Genomic DNA, 20,444 nt, shown 5'->3' on the forward strand with positions numbered 1-20,444 from the left:
AAGGAGTCAGGCCGTGATCTTGGGTTTGGAATTCAACCTGCCGACTGTGGCGGTCCTGCTGATCGTGGTCGCATGGGCCGTATGGGCCGTGCACCGTCTGTGGAGCCGCGGCATGTGCGACTGCCATGCCGATAGCCCGCGCGGTTGCTCGGGCGGCTGCGGCGGATGCACGGGGTGCAGTGCCGCGGCGCGCATGGCCGCCGACATGGGCAAGGCTGTGTCCGGCAAATAAGCAGCTGCGGGCATGTCCGCGGCATAGAAGATGCGACCAAGGGGAAGGGCCGGCTTGATGCCGGCCCTTTCGCGTATGTGGCGGCCATGTAGTCGGGGGAGCGGGGTATGCGGCGCAGCAGCCGGCGCGTATACGAGCAGCGGGTCTGACGCTTGGCCTCATGCAAAGCCGCGGGCATCTCGCGCAGCCGCCCGCGTGTGAACGAGCGGCGCGAAAGGTTCGCATGCGAAGTGATAAGATCGCCCCGGAAAACTTTCTTTCAAAAGTTATTGACGGTTTACTCAAGTTAACCTATACTGACAAATGTCGATGGCAAGCGTTTCCCCCTTCGCGAAAGCCATCAGACGCCTCTCTTTCTTTTGCTGACCCGGCGGCAGGGCTCTTCTCGTCTGGCCCCGCCGTATCAGCAGGCCGACGAGGGTTCCATACCCCCCCTCTCCACCCTCGTCGGCCACTTTCCCCTTCTTGAGCTTCCCGTAATCCACCTGCTGCTTGAACAGCTCGAATGCGCGGCTCTGTGCATTTCGATGGTATGCTGTCGCCCTGTGGTACTATGGGGACACGTATGAAAGGAGGGCCCAATGGAGAAGATGTCCAAATCGCACGAGGATTACCTTGAGGCCATCGTAATGCTCGGGGGCACCACGGAGGTGTCCGTCCGATCTGTCGACATCGCCAACAAAATGGGCGTTTCCAAGGCTTCCGTGAACAAGGCGGTCACCGCGCTGAAGGAGAAGGCGCTTGCCGAGCAGCCGTATTACGGCGATGTCACCCTCACCGAGGCTGGCTTTGCCTACGGCACCGCCATCTACGAGCGCCATTGCATGCTTTCGAAGTTCCTGCACAAGGAGCTTGGCATTCCCGCCGATGTCGCCGAGAACGAAGCCTGCCTTATGGAACACGCCATCAGCGACGACTCGTTCGAGAAATGGAGAGCTTATATTAAAAAGCTCGACCTCTAAAGGCGCGAAGACGCCCATCGTTGAAGCTAAACCGCATGCCAGCCGCCCGTTTCCTCTTCGGAGACGGGCGGTTTTCCGTCCGGAGCGTGGTGCGCGCGGCGTCTCTCGATGTGCTATCCTAGCGACTGCTTCTTGCATCAAATCACACACTAATCGAACCACATGCGCTAAGGGGCGGTCATCCATGTCACGGCAAGCTCATATCCTCTCGTTCGACGACGTCAAGCGAGGCGGTTCCCGTTACCCAGAACAACAGAATCGCGACCGGGCGGTACGCTCGCATGCGGGTCGTGCCCGTGTGGGCCAACGTCCCTCGCAAGCTCCGCGCCGTCAAAGCTCGCCTTTGATGTCCTATCTTTCCGAGGACGCGTTCGCGCAGCCGTATTCCGAAGAGGAAAGCCCCCGGCGCTCCTCCCGGCAGCGCCGCGACGCCTCTCGCGCTCCCCGCAATCGCCGCGAAGCCGTTGCCGAGCCGCGTCGTTCTTCGCGTATGTCCGCGCAAGAACGGCAAGAGCGCGCCCAGCAGCCCCAGGAAGATCAGATCACGGCGGCCGATCGTCGCCGTGCCAAGGCCAAGGCCCGTGCCAAGGCGAAGGCCGGTCGCGCGTTCGAGAAGCAGTTCGGCGGGCAGGCGCCCGAGAGCGACGATTCCCCGCGTGCCGCCGTGTACAAAGGGCAGATGGGGTCAAGCCAGCGCCGTGCCCAGCGTATGCAGGCCGACGAGTCCACGCCCTCGCGCAACCGCCGTCATGCACGCTTCTCCAAAGACGCCCTTATGGGCGCCATGGGATCGCGCAACTTCATGATCGGAGCCGCCGTGGCCGCGTGCCTGGTCATGTCCACGGTGTTCTTGTATCCTACCGCGCAGCGCTACTATTGCAGCGTGCGCGATCATGACAAGCTGGTCATCGAATACGATGCGCTCGTCGACCGCAACCAGGCGCTGCAATCCGACGTCGATTCCCTGCAAACCGATGCGGGCGTCGAGCAGCGTGCCCACGAGCAGCTCGGTTGGGTGAAGAAGGGCGAGGAATCCGCGAACGTGCGCGGTTTGAACCTGGAGGAAACGCAGCAGGGCTCCACCATCACGCCCAATATCTCCTCCGATAGCGTGCAGGCGCCTGATACGTGGTACTCGCCGCTGCTCGATCTGGTGTTCGGCTACAAATAAGCAGGCAAGGGGGTTGCCATGACCGAAGGCCTTACGCACGGCATTGTTGCGGGTCGCTATGCCGCCATAGATATCGGAACGGTCACGTGCCGCATGCTCGTGGCGGATGTCGATGCCGCGGGCGCCATCCATGAGGTTGATCGCGAATATGCCATCACCAATCTTGGCGAGGGCGTCGATGCCACCGGTATGCTTGCTCCCGCCGCAATCGCACGGACCGTTGAAACGGTAGGGGGCTATTGCGCCGTGCGTGATCGCCTTGCCGAACAAGGCGCCCCCATCGTGAAGACCATCGCAGTCGCCACTTCCGCTTCGCGCGATGCGGAAAACTCCGACGAGTTCGTGCAGCGCTTGGCGAAGCTCGGCGTCGTCCTTTCGGTCATCCCCGGTTCGAAAGAGGCGGGGCTGTCGTTTTCGGGGGCCTCGTGCGATTTCCCGGGCCAGGATCTTATGGTGGTGGATATCGGCGGAGGCTCCACCGAGATGGTGGTGGGCCGTGCGGGGCAGGCGCCTGCGTGGGCGCACTCGTTCGATATCGGGTGCCGTCGCGTTACCGAGAAGTTCATCCGCACCGACCCTCCCGCCTCCGATGAGCTCGACCGTGCGCGCGAATGGGTCTCGCAGCAGCTTGCCCGGCGTCTCGGGGGAGCCGGGAAGGCCGGCATAACGCCTGAGCGCCTGGTGGCGGTCGCGGGTACGGCCACCACCGTGGTCGCGGTGCGCGACCAGATGCGCGTGTACGATTCGACGAAGGTGCATAAGGCGCACGTGACGCGCCAACAGCTCGATCGACAGTACTCGGAGCTTGCGGCCATGCCCCTGGAGCGGCGCAGCCAGGTCGTGGGTTTGGATCCCGGCCGGGCCCCGGTCATCGTGGCGGGACTGGTCATCATGCAGGCGGTCATGGATGCCGTCGGCGTGGACGGGTTCACCGTCAGCGAGACGGACATCCTGCACGGCATCATCTTGGACGCGGCCAAGCTAGGGTAGGCCCGCCTTCCAAGCGGCAGCGCAACCTGGCGTTTCGCAAGCGCCCCGCGGCGTAGCGCAACGGATTTCCGCCAACATGTGAAAACGGCCCGAATCGGAGAACCGATCCGGGCCGTTGCCATGTCTGCGTGGTAGGAGCGGTGGGATTCGAACCCACAAGCCTTGCGGCGGCGGATTTTAAGTCCGCTGCGTATGCCGATTCCGCCACGCTCCCGCGTTAACGCGCCAACCATCATATCAGAAAAAGCAGCGAGGACGTCTTGACGGCGGTCAATTTGAAGTTCCTTGGCTGATTGCGCCGCTTGTCCGGAGGGGCGCGTGAGCGCAAGGCGCTTGTGGTACCATGACATGAAGCATGCAAGCGATTCGAATCAAGAAAGCGCTATGAAAAATATTAACGAGATCATCGCAGACGTAGCCGAACCCCCGAAAACCTTTGAAGGCTATCTGATGGCCTATGCCGATCAGGTAGGGGATCTGGTGAACACCTACCTTCCCGCGGGAACGCATCCCGACATGGATCGTTATCTGTACACGCCGCTGAAGCGGTATAGCGAAAACGGCGGCAAGCGCCATCGCCCGCTCATCTGCTTCGCCGCATGCCTGGCCGTGGGCGGCGACATGCGCTTGGCCACCAGCGCGGCGGCTGCCATCGAACATTTCCATACCGCGGCGCTCATCCATGACGACATCGCTGATGAGGCGGAGCTCCGCCGCGGCGAGCCGTGCATGCACTGCACGGAGGGCATAGGCCTTGCCATCAACGCAGGAGACCTTGCCCTGTCCCTGGTGAACGGCACCGTTGTGGAAGACCCCGACCTTGACGACCATACGAAGGTGCGCGTCATCTCCGAGCTCATCGAAATGACGCGCCGCACCATCGAAGGCCAGGCTCTCGACATCGGATGGGCGCGCGACGGACGCTACGACATCGCCCCTGAGGATTATCTGGTCATGGCTACGCATAAAACCGCCCATTATTCCGGTGCGGTGCCGCTGGCCGTGGGCGCCATCATCGGCGGCGGCACGGCGGAAGAGGTGGAGGCCCTGCGCAGCTACGGCCTTGATACGGGGCTGGCGTTCCAGATCCAGGACGACCTGCTCAACCTCATCGGCAGCGAGGAGTCCACGAAGAAGGACTTCCGCAGCGACATCACCGAGGGTAAGCGCACGCTCGTGGTGGTGCATGCCCTGGCAAACGCCGCGCCCGAGGCTCGTGAGCGCCTTATCCAGATCCTGTCCGCTAAGGAGAAGGACCCGGCGGTGCTCGCCGAGGCGGTCGATATCATGCAGGCCACGGGCAGCATCGAGTACGCGCGCAGCTACGCGGAGAATCTGACCAACGTCGCAAAGGGCCGCTTGGTGCAAAAGGTGGGGCCGTCCCCGTCGCGCGAATTGCTGATCTCCATGGCCGATTGGTTTGTGAACCGACTGAAGTAGGTGGGTGCAATGGAAACCATTAAACTCAACGATTCCGGAGCTGCCGTCGAGGATGTGCAGCATCGCCTCTCGCGTATCGGGTTGTTGGACGAAGCGCACGTGGACGGAATGTTCGGGCCCGAAACGGCGAAGGCCGTCGCGTCCTTCCGCTCCCAGGCGCAGCTCGAGTGCGGCGAAGAGGTGGACGAGAAAACGTGGACTGCCCTGGTGGACGCATCGTTTTGCCTGGGCGACCGCACGCTGTACCTTCGCATGCCCCACTTCCATGGCCATGACGTGCAGCAGCTGCAGAAGGCGCTCTCCGCGCTCGGCTTCGCCTGCGGCGACATCGACGGCATCTTCGGCGCGTTCACCGAGCTTGCCCTGCGCAAGTTCCAGACGAACCTGGGCCTGCCCACCGATGGCATAGCCGGTGCCTATACCTATGCCGCCATCCGCAACCTGCACCATTCCTGGGAGGGCAAGGAGGCCGTGCGCGGCTCTTCGCACCTGGGGTTCGCGCGTGCGGCCGGCGTTCTTGAGCGCAACGCGCTGTGCCTGTTCGGCACGCAGGAGTTCACGCGCAGCGTGGCCTCGCGCATGAGCAACCTGGCGCTTGCCACCAACCCCGCATCGAAGATCGTCAGCGCCGACAACCTGCTGGTGGCGCCCGACGAGCAGATGCTGCTCGTGCACATCGTGCTGCCCGAGGAGCAGACGGGCAACGCTCCTCGCGTGGGGTTCGCCCCCGAGGAGACGCTGTACATGCGTTTGGAGTCGGCGCTCGAGGCCGCTATGCAGGCCGATCCGGCGCGCGTTGCCGTTGAGCTTCCCGGCAGCATGTGGGAGGACGCCGGCGTGGGCCGTTCGGCCCAGCATTTTGCCATCACGCTGCTCGATGCGCTGTGCACCGCGCTCGCGAAGCGCTAACGGCGGCTAGCGAAAAGAAGCAATGGTAACGGGCGGTCCACGGGGCCGCCCGTTTTGCATCGGGATGGCAACGGTTTGCCTAAAACGGTCGGGCGTTGCGTATACTGGGGATATCGAAGCGGGGCCCGAACGGGCCCCTGCAACCAAGAGAAAGGTCCGGTCATGACCGAGCATAACGATAACCCCATCCCGCAGCCTGAGCAGCCGGCTTCCCCGCAGACGCCCGCCCAGCCTGTTCCTCAGCAGCCTCAAGCCCAGCCCGGCGCCCAGCCGCAAAGCGGCCCCGGCGCTTCCCAGGTGCCCCCGGCCCAGCCCCAGCCCGGGCAGCCGTATGCGCAGGCACAGCAGCATCAGCCCTACGAGCAGCCCATGTATGCGCAGCCGGTGTATCCCCCGGCGCCGCTCACGAAGCTGTCGGGCGGCATGAAGTTCGCCTGGTTCGTCATTGGCGCTTTGGTGGGCATCCCGGGCATTCTGCTTGCCTGGGTATGCAACGCAGATAAGTATCCCCAGGTGAAAAACGATGCGGTGAAGTTCTCCGCAATCGGTTTCGCCGTGTGGATGCTCGCCGGCATCATCTTCACCGTCATGATAGGCGGCATGCTCGCTGCGTTCGTGGCCGCTGTCGATCCCGGTTACTACGGCACCTACGGCGGAACCTGGTAGCGTTAGGCTGCGCAGATGGCGGCGTTCGATGCCTTGCGCGATGCCGCATCGGCAGATTGGCGCATACCTTGCGTTAGTGAACGTAAACAATATGTTACGAAGAAGAGCCCCACCGGGGCTCTTCCACATTTTCGGGAAACGCCGGTGGTACAATCAGCAAGTTTTACAAAATGCCCGGTATATGGGCATGCGAGGCTGCAAATCGAAGGAGCGAACATGGCACGTCCCATGACCATGGCCGAGAAGATCTTGGCCGCCCATGCGGGGCTTGACGAAGTCGAGCCGGGGCAACTGATCGAGTGCAATCTCGACCTGGTGCTTTCCAACGACATCACGTCGCCTATCGCCATCAAGAATTTCAAGCAGATCGGTGTGGAGAAGGTTTTCGATCCCACCAAGATCGCCTTGGTTCCCGACCACTACGTCCCGAACAAGGACATCAAAAGCGCCGAGCAGGCCAAGCAGGTGCGCGATTTCGCTCGTGAGCAGGGCATCACGCACTACTACGAGGTCGGCTGCATGGGCGTCGAGCACGCGTTGCTGCCCGAGCAGGGCGTCGTGGGCGCGGGCGATCTGATCATCGGCGCCGATTCCCATACCTGCACCTACGGCGCGCTCGGAGCATTCTCTACTGGCGTGGGCTCCACCGACGCCGCCGTGGGCTATGCCACGGGCAAGGCCTGGTTCAAGGTACCCGAAAGCCTGCTGTTCAAGATCGACGGCCAGCTTGCCCCCGGCGTCACCGGCAAGGACGTCATCTTGTACATCATCGGCATGATCGGCGTGGACGGCGCGCTGTACAAGGCCATGGAGTTCACCGGCAGCGCCATCCGCACCATGTCCATGGACCAGCGCCTTTCCATCTCCAACATGGCCATCGAGGCAGGCGGCAAGGCGGGCCTTATCGAGGTCGACGACATCACGCGCGCCTATATGGACGGCCGTACCGAGCGCCCCTATACCGAATATCATTCCGACCCCGACGCCGTGTATGCTCACGTGTACGAGATCGACGCCGCCGACATCCCGGCAACCGTGGCGTGGCCGCACCTGCCGTCCAACACGCGCCCGGCGGCCGAATCCCGCGAGGTGAAGATCGACCAGGCCGTCATCGGCAGCTGCACCAACGGCCGCTTGGAGGACATGCGCCAGGCCGCCGATGTGCTGCGCGGTCGCAAGGTGCATCCCGATGTTCGCTGCATCGTCATTCCGGCAACGCAGGCCGTTTACAAGCAGTGCATCGCCGAGGGCCTGATGGACGTGTTCCTTGACGCCAATTGCGCCGTTTCCACGCCCACGTGCGGCCCGTGCCTGGGCGGCTACATGGGCATCCTGGCCGCGGGCGAGCGCTGCGTGTCCACCTCGAACCGCAACTTCGTCGGCCGCATGGGCGACCCCACGTCCGAGGTGTACCTGGCAAGCCCCGCCGTTGCCGCGGCCAGCGCCGTGCTCGGCCACATCGGCCTGCCCGAGGATATTGCGGAATAACGGATAAGGGAAGGAACCGATCATGCATTTCAAGGGTACCGCGCATCGTTACGGCCGCGACATCGACACCGACGTCATCATCCCGGCCCGTTACCTCAACTCCTCCGATCCCGAGTGGCTGGCAGCGCACTGCCTGGAGGATCTGGACAAGGACTTCGTGAAGAAGGTGCAGAAAGGCGACATCATCGTGGCCGACGAGAACTTCGGCTGCGGATCTTCGCGCGAGCATGCGCCCATCGCCATCAAGGCCGCAGGCGTGGACGTGGTTATCGCCAAGTCCTTCGCGCGCATCTTCTACCGCAACTCCATCAACACCGGCCTGGCCATCATGGAATGCCCCGAGGCCGTGGACGCCATCAAGCAGGGCGATATCGTGGACGTGGACGCCGACGCGGGCGTCATCACCAACACCACCACCGGCGAAACGTTCAAGGCCCAGCCGTTCCCGCCGTTCATCCGCGAGATCATCGAGGAAGGCGGCCTGATTAACCGCACCCGCAAGGTGCTTGGCATCGAATAGCGTCATCGCCCCCTGTTCACGCGGGGGTAGGGCATTAACCGTAACAGGAAAGAGGGCGGCTTGCTCACGGCAAGCCGCCCTCTTGCATTCGGGGCAGGGAGTGTGCCCTGGACGCGTCCGCGTCCTCCGCTTGCGTATGCGAACGCGCTTCCACCACCGTTTCGCATCCGCTTTCGGTTGCGAATGCGTCTCTGTCCCTCGCTTACCCGCGATTCGGGAATGTGCGGCCGATGGCGTTTAATCCCCGAACAGCCTGCTGAGCAGGCCTTTTCTGCGTGGTTTCTCTTCCCGGTACGATGCTTCGGCGGCCGTTGCCGTTTGGATGGCGCCTTCGTTGCCGCCGATGCGGACGATCTTGTACAAAAACGGCGATTTCGCGTACTTCACCTCGATGGGCGTTGCATGCACGGTGCTCTCGGCGGACAGATAAAGGCCGGGGTTGAGCGGCGCCTGCACGTGGATCTCCTTCTTCTCGCCGAACACCACGGCGGCGGCGCGGCCCGTCTGCCCGTTCACGGCTATGCGCACCTGCTCGCCATCGCGGCCCTCCGAGGCGGGCCGGTCAACGTAATAGACGGGCACGAGCATCAGCCCGGATGCGTGTTTGCGCACGCTGCGGGCCCATTTACGCATGCTGTTCTTGCTGAAACCGAATGCTTTCTCGGCGTCGTTTCCCGCTAGCGAATACGTCAGCTTGTCGATGACGGCGCTCTTCTTCAGCAGGCCCTCGATGGCTATGACGCGGAAATCGCCTTCCTGCATGGCAGGGTCGAACGGAGCCACCGTCGAGAAGTCCCACGGTTCGAGCAGGCCCATGAGCGGTATGTCGACGAAATAGGTCTTCGGCCATGCCCAATCGAGCACCTCGAAGTACACCTGCGATTCCTTGCCCGGCATCTTGCCGGGGAAAGATGCCATTATGCGCAGGTCGGCAAGCTCCACCGGCACGTACGTGAGCGCCATCTGCTCTCCGATGGCCTTGTCCACGTCGTGCCCGGCGAAGGCCTCGGGGTGCTGGTGCACAAGGGCAAGGGCGTTCGCACGCGCCTGCTGGGCGGAGATGCGGCAGGGAAGCGCCTGCTCAGGGATGTATTCCGCCCCCGTGCCCATGGAAAGGCGCTTGCTGAACGTGCCGGGTTTGAGCAGGTCGGCGACGCCGATCTTGTTGCCGCACGAGGGGCACTCGAACACACTTTGGGTGGATTTGCCCTCGAAGGCCGCCCCGCAAAACGGGCAAGGAACGCTCACGCGCTCGGCGTTTTGGAACTCGTCGGCGGTTGCGGGGTCTTCCCATAGCAGCCGCTCGAGCAGCGACATGTTGCGCCAGTAGGGCTTGTAGTAGTACCAGTCGGAATCCTGCGCGGGCTCGAGCTGCGAGACGTGCGTCAGCTTTAGCAAGCCGTCGACCACCTGAAGCGGCGTATGGCGGATGCCCATGGCGGGTGCCGGTTCCGGTCCGCCCTCGGCCCAGGGCGTGCTCGCCCCGCAATAGGCGCAATCGAAGCTGCGGGTTTGCTGGTGGGAGTACATGGGGCCGCCGCAGTTGCGGCACTTGATGGCGAAGAACCCTTCCATATATGGCCTCCTTGAGCGTCGGGGCTGCTATGCGCGAGTATGCCCGAGCCGCTTTGCCCGCGGCAAGCCCCGCGCGGCCCAAAAAACCTTGCCTTTGCGAATGAGGGGGCTCATTTCCCGATGTCGCGCGACAAGCCGGTTGCCGCCGCCTTGTCGCTAATGCGCGCATTGCCCTGCGCGATCATATCCATATTTCCTACGGGAATAGGCCGTTGGGAAGCCCTAGTGCGTTACTATGTGAACGTAACTGAATCACTTTTTGAAAGAGGCTCGCATCATGACGAAGCAATACGACATCTGCCTGCTGCCGGGCGATGGCATCGGCCCTGAGATCATCGCGGAGGGTGTGAAGGTCCTCAACGCCGTCGGCGCGAAGTACGACACGCGCTTCGATTGCAAGGAGTCGCTTATCGGCGGCGCTGCCATCGATGCGGTGGGCGATCCGCTGCCGGCCGCCACGCTCGAGGCCGCGAAAGCCGCCGATGCCGTGCTGCTCGCCGCTGTGGGCGGACCGAAATGGGACACCACCGACCCCGGCGCGCCGCGCCCCGAGGCGGGCCTTCTGGGCATCCGCAAGGGCCTGGGCCTGTACACCAACCTGCGCCCCGTGCAGATCTTCGATGCGCTCGCCGGTGCCTCCACGCTCAAGCCCGAGGTCATCGAGGGCGTCGACCTCATGATCGTGCGCGAGCTCACCGGCGGCTTGTACTTCGGCAAGCGCGAGCGCTTCTACGATGAGGAAGGAGCCGGCACCGACGGCGCCAAGGGCCAGCGCGCCTACGATACGCTCGAGTACCGCGAGTACGAGGTGGAGCGCATCGCCCGCCAGGCGTTCGAGGCCGCTCGCAAGCGCCGTGGCAAGGTGACCAGCGTCGATAAGGCCAACGTGCTTGAGACTAGCCGCATGTGGCGCGAGATCGTTCACCGCATCGGCGAGCAGGAGTACCCCGACGTGCAGATCGAGGACCTGCTGGTGGACAACACCGCCATGCAGCTGATCAACCGCCCCGCCGACTTCGACGTGGTGGTCACCGAGAACATGTTCGGCGACATCCTCTCCGACGAGGCTGCGCAGATCACCGGCTCGCTCGGCATGTTGGCCTCCGCAAGCCTGGGTGACTCCACGGCGTTGTACGAGCCCAGCCATGGCAGCGCACCGGATATCGCCGGCAAGGGCATTGCCAACCCGCTGGCGCAGATCCTGTCCGTCGAGATGATGCTGCGCTACAGCTTCGGCATGAACGAGGCGGCCGATGATATCCGCCGCGCGGTCACCGAGGTGCTCGACGAGGGCTGGCGCACGGGCGATTTGAAGGACGCCGAAACGCCCGCTGACAAGGTGGTCGGCTGTGCCGGCATGGGCGATCTGGTGGTCGCGCATCTGTAAGCGCCGAGCAGCGGGGAAGTTCCCGCTGCAACAGCTTCACGGGGTCGCGGTGCGGCCCCGTGCGGTAAACTGTTCGTACGGATCGGCGCCGCGCCGCCGTACCCCTTCGACGAAAGGAACCTCAAATGGCCGATGACTGCCTGTTCTGCAAACTCATCTCTGGGGAGATCCCCACGAACAAGGTGTACGAGGACGATATCTGCTTCGCGTTCGACGATATCGAGCCCGAGGCTCCCGTGCATACCCTGCTCGTTCCGAAGAAGCACTATGACGACCTGTGCGACGGCATCCCGGCCGAGGTGCTCGGCCATATGCTGTCCGTGGTGCCGAAGGTCGCCGAGCTCAAGGGCGTGCGCGAGTCCGGCTTCCGCACGGTCATGAACACCGGCCCCGACTCCGCTGCAACGGTCAAGCACTTCCACATCCACATCCTGGGCGGCGTGAAGATGGGCCGCTTCACGTTCGAGAACTCCCAGCGTGTGGAGGGCTAGCGTCAGAAACCGCAACGCAATAGGCTTCGATCGCAGAACGCCGCTTGCCGAAAGGCAGGCGGCGTTTTTTCATGCCGCTATGAAAGGCGCTCCGTTTCCTTTGCTATAAGGTCCACCAGATCTTGCTTGCGATGCACGTCCAGCTTGTCGTAGATATGGCGGATGTGGGATTTGACCGTGTTGTAGGACAGCGTCAGCCGGGCGGCTATCTCCTTGCCGGTGATGCCGGTTGCCATGAGGTAGAGCACATCGCGCTCGCGCAGCGACAGATCGTGGGTTCGGGCAAGCTCGCGACACGCTCGTTCGATGGGATCGGCGCTCGGCTCGGTATGCGTGCCCTTGGAGGTTGGCGGCAGCTGGGCGGTTTCGGTCGCCCCGGCGATGCCGTCGGTCGGACCTTGCGACGTCTCGTCTGCAGGCTTCGGCGCCGTTTTCCTGCTGCGATGCTTCGACATCCAGCCTACGCCGCCGCCGGCCCCGAGCAGCGCCACCACGGCAACGGTGATGCCGTCGAGCAGGCCGTGGTCGATGCCTTTGGCGGCAAGGGCGCCCATGGCGTTCGTCCAGCAGCAGATGGTCACCGCAACGATAAGCAGGATGGTGGCTTTGCTTGCTTTGCTGGATGCTGGACGACGTAGCCGCATGCAGGCGACCTCCTTGGGGTGCGAGATTATTCGGTAATCAGATTATCCTCTGACTAGGCATTATATCCCTTTCACCCCTTTTTCACCATTGCCACACGCCCGGCCTCGCCCGTATGGTCGGACAGCGGAAGGCAAAGAAGAAGGACCGAAAGGAAACGCATGAACCTTACGAAGCTCACGGGCGTCGCGCTCTCGGCGGTGCTGATGTCCGGCTGCCTGCTGGCTGGATGCACCCAGCAGCAAAACGCCGATTCCGATGCCGGCGCGCAGGCTGCCGAGGAGCAGGCCACGACGCGCACCGTCACCGACGGCAACGGCCAGGAGGTCGTCATCCCGGCGCAAGTCGAGCGCGTGGCCCCGACGATGGGCGCGCTCGCGCAGGCGACGGAGATGTTCTGCGCGGGCAACGGGAAGATCGCCGCTGCATCGAACAACCAGATCTCGGATGCGTTCAAGGCCGTGTTCACCGACTACGAGAAGTCCAATCCCAACAGCTACGACTCCTCGTCGGCCGAGGACCTTATCGCCGCCGACGTGCAGGTCGTGTACGGCCCTGCAAGCATGTACAGCGATGAGCAGCTCGAGCAGATGCGCCAGGCGGGCATCGCCGTGGTCACGCTGAACAAGCTTTCGACCGTCGACGACATGTGCGACAACTTCCTGACCATCGGCAAGATCTTGGGCGATGAGGAATACGCCCGCGCGCAGCAGTTCGTCGAGTATTACAAGCAGGGCATCGCCGATGCGCAGCAGCGCGCCTCGAAGCTCTCCGATTCCGAGAAGCACACCGTGCTGCAGCTGAACGTGAGCGGCGACCAGTACGTGTGCGCCGATGACAAGGACATCTCCAACGCCTATTACGAGGCCGTCGGCGCGAAGAACGTGGCGGCAGGTTTCGACGGGGCGCAAAGCGGCCAGTACCGCAGCGTCGACGCCGAGCAGATCGTGAAGTGGGACCCTGAGTACATCATCACCATGAACACGAAGGTCAAAGACCAGATCCTCTCCGATACGGCCCTTGCGGATGTGGCGGCGGTGAAGAACGGCAACGTATATGTGTGCCCGACCGCGCTGTACCTGTGGTGCGTCCGCAGCGCCGAGGGCGCGCTCATGACGCCGTGGCTGGGCTCTGTCATGTACCCCGACCTGTATGCCGATCAGGACATGACCAAGGTGCTGCAGGATTTCTATAAGGACTTCTACAACACCGACCTGTCCGACTCCGATGCGGCCAACATCCTTTCGGGGGTGACGTCTTCGGGCGCCGGCAACCCGCAAGGCGGTCAAGGCGGTCGAGGCGGACGAGGCTAGCGGTCGCCTAAGATTCGAGATTATCCGATAAGCCGAACGGCCCTGCGGTCACTTCCCTTCACCGCGGGGCCGTTTTGGCGTGATGGTAGGAGCAGTGCGCATGAAAGGAAACGCGGCATTGCCCGGGTGCTCGAGCATTCGAGCGCGGGAATGGGCCGCTATGATCGTGCTGGCCGTGGCGCTTGCGGTCATCGGGGCGGCTTCGCTTACGGTGGGCACGTACGATCTGAGCATCCAGGATATCCTGGAGGTGCTTGCGGCGAAGGCGGGGCTGGCTGCCGAGCCTTCGAACGAGAAGGCCGTGACGGTGCTCATCGTCATCCGCCTGCCCCGCATCGTCATCGCCGCGCTTGCCGGCGCCGCGCTGGCGGTTTCGGGCGCGGCGTATCAGGGCATATTCAAAAACCCCATGGTCTCGCCCGATATCCTGGGCGTTTCCGCCGGCGCCGGCGCCGGCGCCGCGCTGGCGCTTTTGCTGGGGCTGTCAAGCTTGGCGGTGCATGCGATGTCGTTCGCGTTCGGCGTGATGGCGGTGGCGGTGGTCATGGTCATCGCCCGCTCGTTCGGCAAATCGGGCAACGCCATCGTGGTGATGATCCTTGCCGGCACGGTGGTCGCATCGGTGTTCACGGCCGTGACGTCGCTGCTCAAATATGTGGCGGACCCCGACGATCAGCTTCCGCAGATAACGTATTGGCTCATGGGCAGCTTCGCCCGCAGCGGCAACGACTCCAACGTATGGACCATGGCGCTTGCGCTCGTGGTCGGCGGCGGGGCGCTTTTGGCGGCTCGCTGGCGTATCAACGTGATGTCGTTCGGCGACGACGAGGCGCGCGCCATGGGAGTGAGCGTGAACGCCACTCGCGCCGTCATCATCGCGGCGGCCACGTTGCTCACATCCATCACGGTGTGCATGTGCGGGTCGGTGGGCTGGGTGGGCCTGATCATCCCGCATATCACGCGCCTGGTCACGGGGCCCAACTACCGCTCGCTCATACCGATATCCATGCTGGGCGGCGCGTGCTTCATGGTGGTGGTCGACGACATAGCCCGCATCGCCGTTCCCGGCGAGCTTCCCATCAGCGTGCTCACCGCGCTCATCGGCGCGCCGCTGTTCCTGTTCCTGCTTGCGCGGGGAAGGAAGGAGTGGCTATGAGCATCCGCATCTCCAATCTGACCTGCGGCTATAAGGGCCATGCGGTCATAAGCGGCTTCGACGCGGTCATCGAGCAGGGCAGCGTGTTCTGCCTGCTCGGGCCTAACGGCGTAGGCAAGACCACGCTGTTCCGGACGATGCTCGGGCTGTTGCCTGCGATCGGCGGCTCGGTCGAGGTCGACGGCGAGGAGGCGCTGCATTGCCCCGACAAGCGGCGTGCGAAGCTGCTTTCCTACGTTCCCCAGGCGCATACGCCGCCGTTCGCCTTCACCGCGGCCGACGTGGTGGTGATGGGCGCATCGTCGATGGGCGGCATGTTCGGGCGGCCGGGCGCCTCAAGCTACGATGTGGCGCGGCGCGCCATGGGCGAGCTGGGCATTTTGGATCTGGCTCCAAGGGCGTATACCGAGCTTTCGGGCGGTCAGCGGCAGATGGTGCTCATCGCCCGAGCCGTTGCCCAAGGATCGCGCTATCTGATGATGGACGAGCCCTGCGCAAGCCTTGACCTGGGAAACGAGGCGCGCGTGCTCGGCGCGGTGAAAAACCTGGCACGCAAGGGCTTCGGCGTGGTGATGACCACCCATTCGCCTGCTCATGTGGCGCAATGCGAGGCGCGCGGCGTGCTGCTCATGCGCGACGGCTCGCGCGTGAACGGCGGCGTGGATGAGCTGCTGGACCCGGAAGCGCTGTCGCGGGCATATGGGGTCGACGTCGCCGTGGGGAAGGCGGCGTGCGGGCAAGGGCCCGCCGCCCGCCAGACCACGCTGTGCGGCCCCGTCGTCTGCTGATCGGATGCGCGGCAAGCTCGGCTTATTGCTTCGTCGCGCATTGCTCGTTGCGCGGAGATGCCCGCTTCCCGTTCAAAAGCTCCCGGCGCGTTCGGGCCCGCTGCCCGCAGCCGCGACGCCTGACGCTTCGGGGACGTAGCCCTAAGCGTCCGGTTCTCAGCTTCCCGTTCTCGGCAACGCATCTATCGATGGCGAAAAGCCGCCGGCCAGAGGGTCGGCGGCTTTTCGCATACTCTGGTAAGCTATTCGCCAGCATTTGAAAGGATGGTTCAGCGTGCAAAAGGTTGCGGGAAAAGAAGGCCTGTGGCGGCTTGAGCCGCACGAGAAGCTGTTGGGCGTGCGTTGCAAGGTTCTGCGCAACGCTGTGCCCGCGCTTGCCGGCGACACGGGGTTTTCCGGGGCGTTCGGCGTGGTGGGCGGCCGCGTGATGCGGCCGAAGCCGAAAAGCGGCGGCATGTACCTGGTGCATCTTGAGGGCGATTCCCCGAGCGACCAGGCCATGCGTATCGTGGCATACCTGGATAGGTACGGGCGCGTTTTCGCCTGCGACGAGCCGCAGGTCGCTCCGCCGGCGCGCACTCCCGACATGGAGATCGCGCGATTCAGCGATGTCGCTCAGGACGCGGTGAAAACCGCCGGGTACGTGTACGTGCACGACGGCGAAGGCGATGCGGCGCGTTGCGTGGCGGCCTATAAGGGAACGGCGGATCTATATAAGGTATCGGACACGTGGTATCGCTTCGATGAACGCAAGGCCATGACCTACAAGGAGTTCATGGCCCGCGCATATTTTGCGCTGTGCTTCCGGCCTGCCATGGGCGCGCCCGCCGTTCCTAGCCGCGGCGTCATGGGCGTGCTCGACGGGCTGGGCGCTGAAAAGCCCTTCGAGGCGTTGCGCCAGCTGACCGAGCAGGTGCGGCACGCGCTTTCCGACCCGCAGCTCGAGGCTCCCGGTGCCGTTAAGCTTCTGCTGGAGCACCTCGAGCAGGCCGGGCTGTTCGCCATCCACGAGCGCGGCGTCTCCGATGAGGCGGTGCGTCTGGTGCGGTCCACGAAGTACGCGCATCTGGCCTATCTGGTTCGCAACCAGGAGGATACTGGCATCTCCGACAAGGAGCTGTGGGGGATAGAGGCGGCGCTCAACCGCTTCATCCTGCTGTGCGAGCGTATGGGCGATCGCGCCGATGCCGCGGGGCTTGACGAGTGCCGTCAAGCCGATACGCAGCTGTTCGTCGCGGTGGGCGAGCAGGACTTGGCGGGCGGCATGCCCGAGGCCGCCCCGTCCGGGCACGAGGGCGGCGAATGGGGCGTGCGCTGCCGTTTGGCGCTGGCTATCGAGCAGCTGCGCCTTCCCGTGCGCGTGGACGTGGAGCTTGCAGGCGATATCGGCGCCGGTCAGGCGGCGTTTTGCCTGACCATGCCGCCGGAGGGCATGGTGCCGGGCCTTGCGGAAGGCGAAGAGGGGGCCGCGCTTCCCTACGTCATGCGCGTCGGCCTGCTGCTCGCCGACCATGCGTTCGCTACCGAGCCGGGCATCTCGCAGGTGAAGCTGATGGCGTTCCCGCTGCCCGACCCGCAGGCGTCGCAAGATGCGCCTGCCGCGGGGCCCAAGCAGGGCGTCCCTGCCGTGCTGGGCGCGCCCGCCGCATCGGAACAGCCGCGCGATGCCCGGGAAACGGCGCTGTTCGAAGTCGATCTGGATCGTGTGCTGCATGCCGAGCGCGGCGGTTTCAAGCAGGCTATCGCGGGTGACCCCCGTGAACTGCTTGATGCCGCAGGGGCGCGTTATGACGTTGCCGATGCCCAGGTGCCGCGTCAGCGCGTCATGCATCCCGTGTTCGAATCATGGAGCGCCGACGATCGGGCGGGCGAGCTTCCTGTGTGGGCGCAAGGGCCCCTGGGCTCGGAGTGCGAGCGCGATCTTGATATCGAATACGACACGGCGTATCGCCGCATGGCCGAGGGCCTGGCGGATTCGCTTGTGGAAGCGCAAAGCGCCACGGAGGCCATCGCAGCCGTGCGCCAGGTGCAGTCCGCCGCGCTCGACGCGAAGGATGAGCGCGCCGTTTCGGCTTGCACGCGCCTGATGGCCGCGCTTGCCGAAGGCTCCATCGACGCCGCCGACCAGAACGCGGTGGTGGGACGCTTCCTGGGCGAGGACCGCTGCCTGGTGGCGCTCGGACGCGCGCATGCGCTTGCCGAAACCGATCCCGCAGCCGCCGTGGAGGCGCTCACCGGCGCCATCGCCGAAGCCCAGCTGCTCGACGGCTTCGCCGACGGCTCCCAGGAGGTGTACCGCGCGTTCGACAGCTACGGTGCCAGGGTGCTGTACAACGTTTCCCGTGCAACGCAGGCGGTACCGCTTGACGACGAAGCGGATGCTGCGGGTTCGGCATCCGGCGACGTTGCCGTTCCCGCCGCCGTGGCCGACGCCGGCAAGCGCGTGCGCGTGGTGCCCGACTCGTTCTACCTGTGCCACCTTGAGGTCACGCACCTGCTGGAGCGCTCGTTCGAGCGCGCCGACGAGGCGCTGCGCTACGGCCGCGCCGCCGTGGCCATGGGCCCGTCGTGCGCCATGGGCTACCGGGTGCTCGGGCGAGCCTATATGCTGCAGGGCGATATGGGCCGCGCCTTCGACGTGCTGCGCGCGGGCCTTCGCGTCTCCTTGCAGCCCACCGATATCGCGCTCATGTACTATCAGCTGGGATACGTGATGTGGAAGCGCGGCAGCGCCGACGCGGGCGTGGCGTGCTATCTGAAGGCGGTCGAGGCGTCGCCGTCGGTCGCCATGCAGGCCACGGCCGAGCTGCGCGAGCTGGTTGCCGAGACCGGCGCGTCCATCCCGCCGGCAGGCGGCGTGGAGGCGGCCCTTGCCGCCGAGGGCATCCCTTGCGCGCCCGCGTCCGAGACGCTCGACGTCATCGACGCGGCCCTTGCCGCCGCCTGCGATGCCGGCCTTGCCAACGTGGCCCGCAGCCTGCTCGCCACGCGCCTGCGCCATCGCCCCGACGATGCGCTCATGGGCGTGCTGCGCAGCTTCGGCGAGCCCGCGTAAGGTTGTTCGCCCCTGCTTGCGCGCAATCGACGCGCCCGCCAGCCGCTTCGCCGCCGCGCTGATTGCGTGGGGCCGCGGCAGGCGGGCCGCCGGGCGGCGGCGTCTGCGCTACAATGCAAGGGTTAACCGTTTTCAATCGTCCGTACCATCGGAACGTAAGCTATTGGAAGTAAGGAACCGTCATGGCAATCAACTCCCCGGAGGGAACGCGCGATCTTCTGCCCGATGAGGCGAAGTTCTGGGCGCATTTCCGCGACACCGCGTTCGGCATCTTCGCCCGTTACGGCTATCAGCCCATCGAAACGCCGATGTTCGAGCAGACCGACCTGTTCGTGCGCGGCATCGGCCAGGCCACCGACGTGGTGTCCAAGGAGATGTTCACCGCCATCTCCGGCGAGAACTTCAAGCGCGTCATCGACGGCGGCGCCATCAAGGCGAAAAGCCGTCTGAGCCTACGCCCCGAGGGCACCGCGGGCGTGGTGCGCGCCGTGGTGCAGCATGACCTGGTGCCGCAGGGCGCGGCTCCGGCCAAGCTCATGTACGCCGGCCCGATGTTCCGCGCGGAGCGCCCGCAGAAGGGCCGTCAGCGCATGTTCAACCAGGTGGGCATCGAGTGCTTGGGCGCGGAGGACCCCAGCGTCGACGCCGAGGGCATCATCATGCTCATGCGCTTCTACGCCGCCATCGGCGTCCCCATGGACGCCACGCGCCTGCTGGTGAACTCCATGGGCTGCGAGCAGTGCCGCCCGAAGTACCGCGAGGCCGTGCGCGAGTACATGAACGCCCATGCCGATCATATGTGCGAGGAGTGCATGCGCCGCGCCGAGATCAACCCGCTGCGCGCCTTCGACTGCAAGAACCCCGGCTGCGCCGAGGTCATGGAGGGTGCTCCGAAGATTTCGGACTACCTGTGCGATGACTGCCGCGGGCATTACCAGGCCGTGAAAACCTACCTGGACGGCGCGGGTATCTCCTATATCGAGGACTCCACGCTGGTCCGCGGCCTTGACTATTACACGCGCACCGTGTTCGAGGTGCAGGTCGATCAGGGCATGGGCAGCCAAAACGCCATCGGCGGCGGCGGTCGCTACGACAAGCTGTGCGAGGAAGTGGGCGGACGCCCCACGCCGGGCTTCGGCTTCGCGTTGGGCTACGAGCGCTGCGCGCTGGCCATCCAGGCCGCGGGCCAGGTGTTCCCGAGCGCCCAGCATTGCGACGTCTTCGTGGCGTGCGTTGACGATTCCGTGCGCGCCGAGGCGTTCAGCTTGGTGCAGGCATGCCGCGATGCGGGCGTGACCGCCGAGATGGACCACCAGCACCGCAGCCTGAAAAGCCAGTTCAAACTGGCCGACAAGGTGGGTTCGCGCCTGGTCGCCGTGCTCGGCCCCGACGAGCTGGCCGCAGGTCAGGCGAAGGTGCGCAATATGGCCACCCATCACGAGCGTCTGGTGAAGCTCGATCAGGTGAAGACGCTGCTGGCCCAGTTCGGCGGTGAGCCCTTCGGCGGTGCCCACGCCAGCATCGAGGACGTGTTCGCCGGCGAGGAATAACCCGCAAGCGTCGCGTGCGACCATGGCATTTTCAAAGGAGCTGGAAGCCGGTGTGGTTTCCGGCTCCTTTCGTGATGTACAATGACTAGGTTTGAGCAACAACCCGGGC

The 20,444-nt window shown here is 64.6% G+C and carries 18 protein-coding genes and 1 tRNA gene; 16 read left to right on the plus strand and 3 right to left on the minus strand.

Going from position 1 to position 20,444, the window contains the following annotated elements:
- Nucleotides 1–13: 13 nt before the first annotated feature.
- The 4 genes from Q0D52_RS03075 to Q0D52_RS03090 all read left to right on the plus strand — a co-directional run bounded on the left by Q0D52_RS03075 (nt 14) and on the right by Q0D52_RS03090 (nt 3,355).
- Nucleotides 14–232, plus strand: coding sequence for a hypothetical protein (locus Q0D52_RS03075; RefSeq protein ID WP_294360484.1), 219 nt, complete (start codon nt 14–16; stop codon nt 230–232).
- Between the two features lie 581 nt (nt 233–813).
- On the plus strand, nt 814–1,194 hold the full coding sequence (locus Q0D52_RS03080) for a metal-dependent transcriptional regulator (RefSeq protein WP_294360486.1): 381 nt from the start codon (nt 814–816) through the stop codon (nt 1,192–1,194).
- Between the two features lie 346 nt (nt 1,195–1,540).
- Entirely contained in the window at nt 1,541–2,365 is an 825-nt protein-coding gene (locus Q0D52_RS03085) for a septum formation initiator family protein (RefSeq protein ID WP_294380048.1), read from the plus strand.
- Between the two features lie 18 nt (nt 2,366–2,383).
- On the plus strand, nt 2,384–3,355 hold the full coding sequence (locus Q0D52_RS03090) for a Ppx/GppA phosphatase family protein (RefSeq protein WP_294380050.1): 972 nt from the start codon (nt 2,384–2,386) through the stop codon (nt 3,353–3,355).
- Between the two features lie 129 nt (nt 3,356–3,484).
- Here Q0D52_RS03090 and Q0D52_RS03095 read toward each other — a convergent pair.
- Nucleotides 3,485–3,569: transfer RNA gene (locus Q0D52_RS03095), tRNA-Leu, on the minus strand.
- 170 nt (nt 3,570–3,739) lie between these two features.
- Between Q0D52_RS03095 and Q0D52_RS03100 the strand changes: the two genes are divergently transcribed.
- The 5 genes from Q0D52_RS03100 (at nt 3,740) to leuD (ending at nt 8,378) form a co-directional block, all read left to right on the plus strand.
- The gene (locus Q0D52_RS03100) at nt 3,740–4,795 is read left to right on the plus strand and encodes a polyprenyl synthetase family protein (RefSeq protein ID WP_294380052.1); all 1,056 of its coding nucleotides are present in this window, start codon (nt 3,740–3,742) and stop codon (nt 4,793–4,795) included.
- Nucleotides 4,796–4,804: 9 nt separating this feature from the next.
- On the plus strand, nt 4,805–5,704 hold the full coding sequence (locus tag Q0D52_RS03105; RefSeq protein WP_294380053.1) for a peptidoglycan-binding protein: 900 nt from the start codon (nt 4,805–4,807) through the stop codon (nt 5,702–5,704).
- Nucleotides 5,705–5,866: 162 nt separating this feature from the next.
- Nucleotides 5,867–6,370, plus strand: coding sequence for a hypothetical protein (locus Q0D52_RS03110; RefSeq protein ID WP_294380055.1), 504 nt, complete (start codon nt 5,867–5,869; stop codon nt 6,368–6,370).
- A gap of 216 nt (nt 6,371–6,586) precedes the next feature.
- The gene (gene leuC / locus Q0D52_RS03115) at nt 6,587–7,858 is read left to right on the plus strand and encodes a 3-isopropylmalate dehydratase large subunit (RefSeq protein WP_294380057.1); all 1,272 of its coding nucleotides are present in this window, start codon (nt 6,587–6,589) and stop codon (nt 7,856–7,858) included.
- Between the two features lie 22 nt (nt 7,859–7,880).
- Entirely contained in the window at nt 7,881–8,378 is a 498-nt protein-coding gene (gene leuD, locus Q0D52_RS03120) for a 3-isopropylmalate dehydratase small subunit (protein ID WP_294360508.1), read from the plus strand.
- 237 nt (nt 8,379–8,615) lie between these two features.
- Here the strand turns inward: leuD and Q0D52_RS03125 are convergent, their stop codons facing one another.
- Nucleotides 8,616–9,953: a hypothetical protein gene (locus Q0D52_RS03125; RefSeq protein WP_294380059.1), complete on the minus strand. Its 1,338-nt coding sequence runs from the start codon at nt 9,951–9,953 to the stop codon at nt 8,616–8,618.
- 277 nt (nt 9,954–10,230) lie between these two features.
- On the opposite strand from Q0D52_RS03125, the gene leuB reads away from it, so the two are divergent.
- Together leuB and Q0D52_RS03135 are read left to right on the plus strand one after the other, a co-directional pair.
- Nucleotides 10,231–11,340, plus strand: coding sequence for a 3-isopropylmalate dehydrogenase (gene leuB, locus Q0D52_RS03130; protein WP_294380061.1), 1,110 nt, complete (start codon nt 10,231–10,233; stop codon nt 11,338–11,340).
- A gap of 125 nt (nt 11,341–11,465) precedes the next feature.
- The gene (locus Q0D52_RS03135) at nt 11,466–11,831 is read left to right on the plus strand and encodes a histidine triad nucleotide-binding protein (RefSeq protein ID WP_042434802.1); all 366 of its coding nucleotides are present in this window, start codon (nt 11,466–11,468) and stop codon (nt 11,829–11,831) included.
- 77 nt (nt 11,832–11,908) lie between these two features.
- Here the strand turns inward: Q0D52_RS03135 and Q0D52_RS03140 are convergent, their stop codons facing one another.
- Complete coding sequence (locus Q0D52_RS03140) at nt 11,909–12,475, minus strand: response regulator transcription factor (RefSeq protein WP_294380063.1); 567 nt, start codon at nt 12,473–12,475, stop codon at nt 11,909–11,911.
- A gap of 159 nt (nt 12,476–12,634) precedes the next feature.
- Between Q0D52_RS03140 and Q0D52_RS03145 the strand changes: the two genes are divergently transcribed.
- From Q0D52_RS03145 to hisS, 5 genes are all read left to right on the plus strand, one after another.
- The gene (locus Q0D52_RS03145) at nt 12,635–13,786 is read left to right on the plus strand and encodes an ABC transporter substrate-binding protein (RefSeq protein WP_294380066.1); all 1,152 of its coding nucleotides are present in this window, start codon (nt 12,635–12,637) and stop codon (nt 13,784–13,786) included.
- A 100-nt stretch (nt 13,787–13,886) separates the two neighbouring features.
- Nucleotides 13,887–14,942 (plus strand): iron ABC transporter permease, encoded by a 1,056-nt coding sequence (locus tag Q0D52_RS03150; RefSeq protein ID WP_294380069.1) that lies wholly within the window; start codon nt 13,887–13,889, stop codon nt 14,940–14,942.
- Entirely contained in the window at nt 14,939–15,730 is a 792-nt protein-coding gene (locus tag Q0D52_RS03155; protein WP_294380071.1) for an ABC transporter ATP-binding protein, read from the plus strand. Before Q0D52_RS03150 ends, Q0D52_RS03155 begins: the two co-directional genes overlap by 4 nt.
- Before the next feature lie 274 nt (nt 15,731–16,004).
- A complete protein-coding gene (locus tag Q0D52_RS03160) occupies nt 16,005–18,785 on the plus strand; it encodes a hypothetical protein (RefSeq protein WP_294380073.1) in 2,781 nt (926 codons plus the stop codon).
- A 182-nt stretch (nt 18,786–18,967) separates the two neighbouring features.
- Complete coding sequence (gene hisS / locus Q0D52_RS03165) at nt 18,968–20,335, plus strand: histidine--tRNA ligase (protein WP_294380075.1); 1,368 nt, start codon at nt 18,968–18,970, stop codon at nt 20,333–20,335.
- The last annotated feature ends 109 nt before the right edge of the window (nt 20,336–20,444 follow it).

Origin of the sequence: uncultured Senegalimassilia sp. (assembly GCF_934630535.1) — a bacterium.
Classification (GTDB): Bacteria; Actinomycetota; Coriobacteriia; order Coriobacteriales; family Eggerthellaceae; genus Senegalimassilia.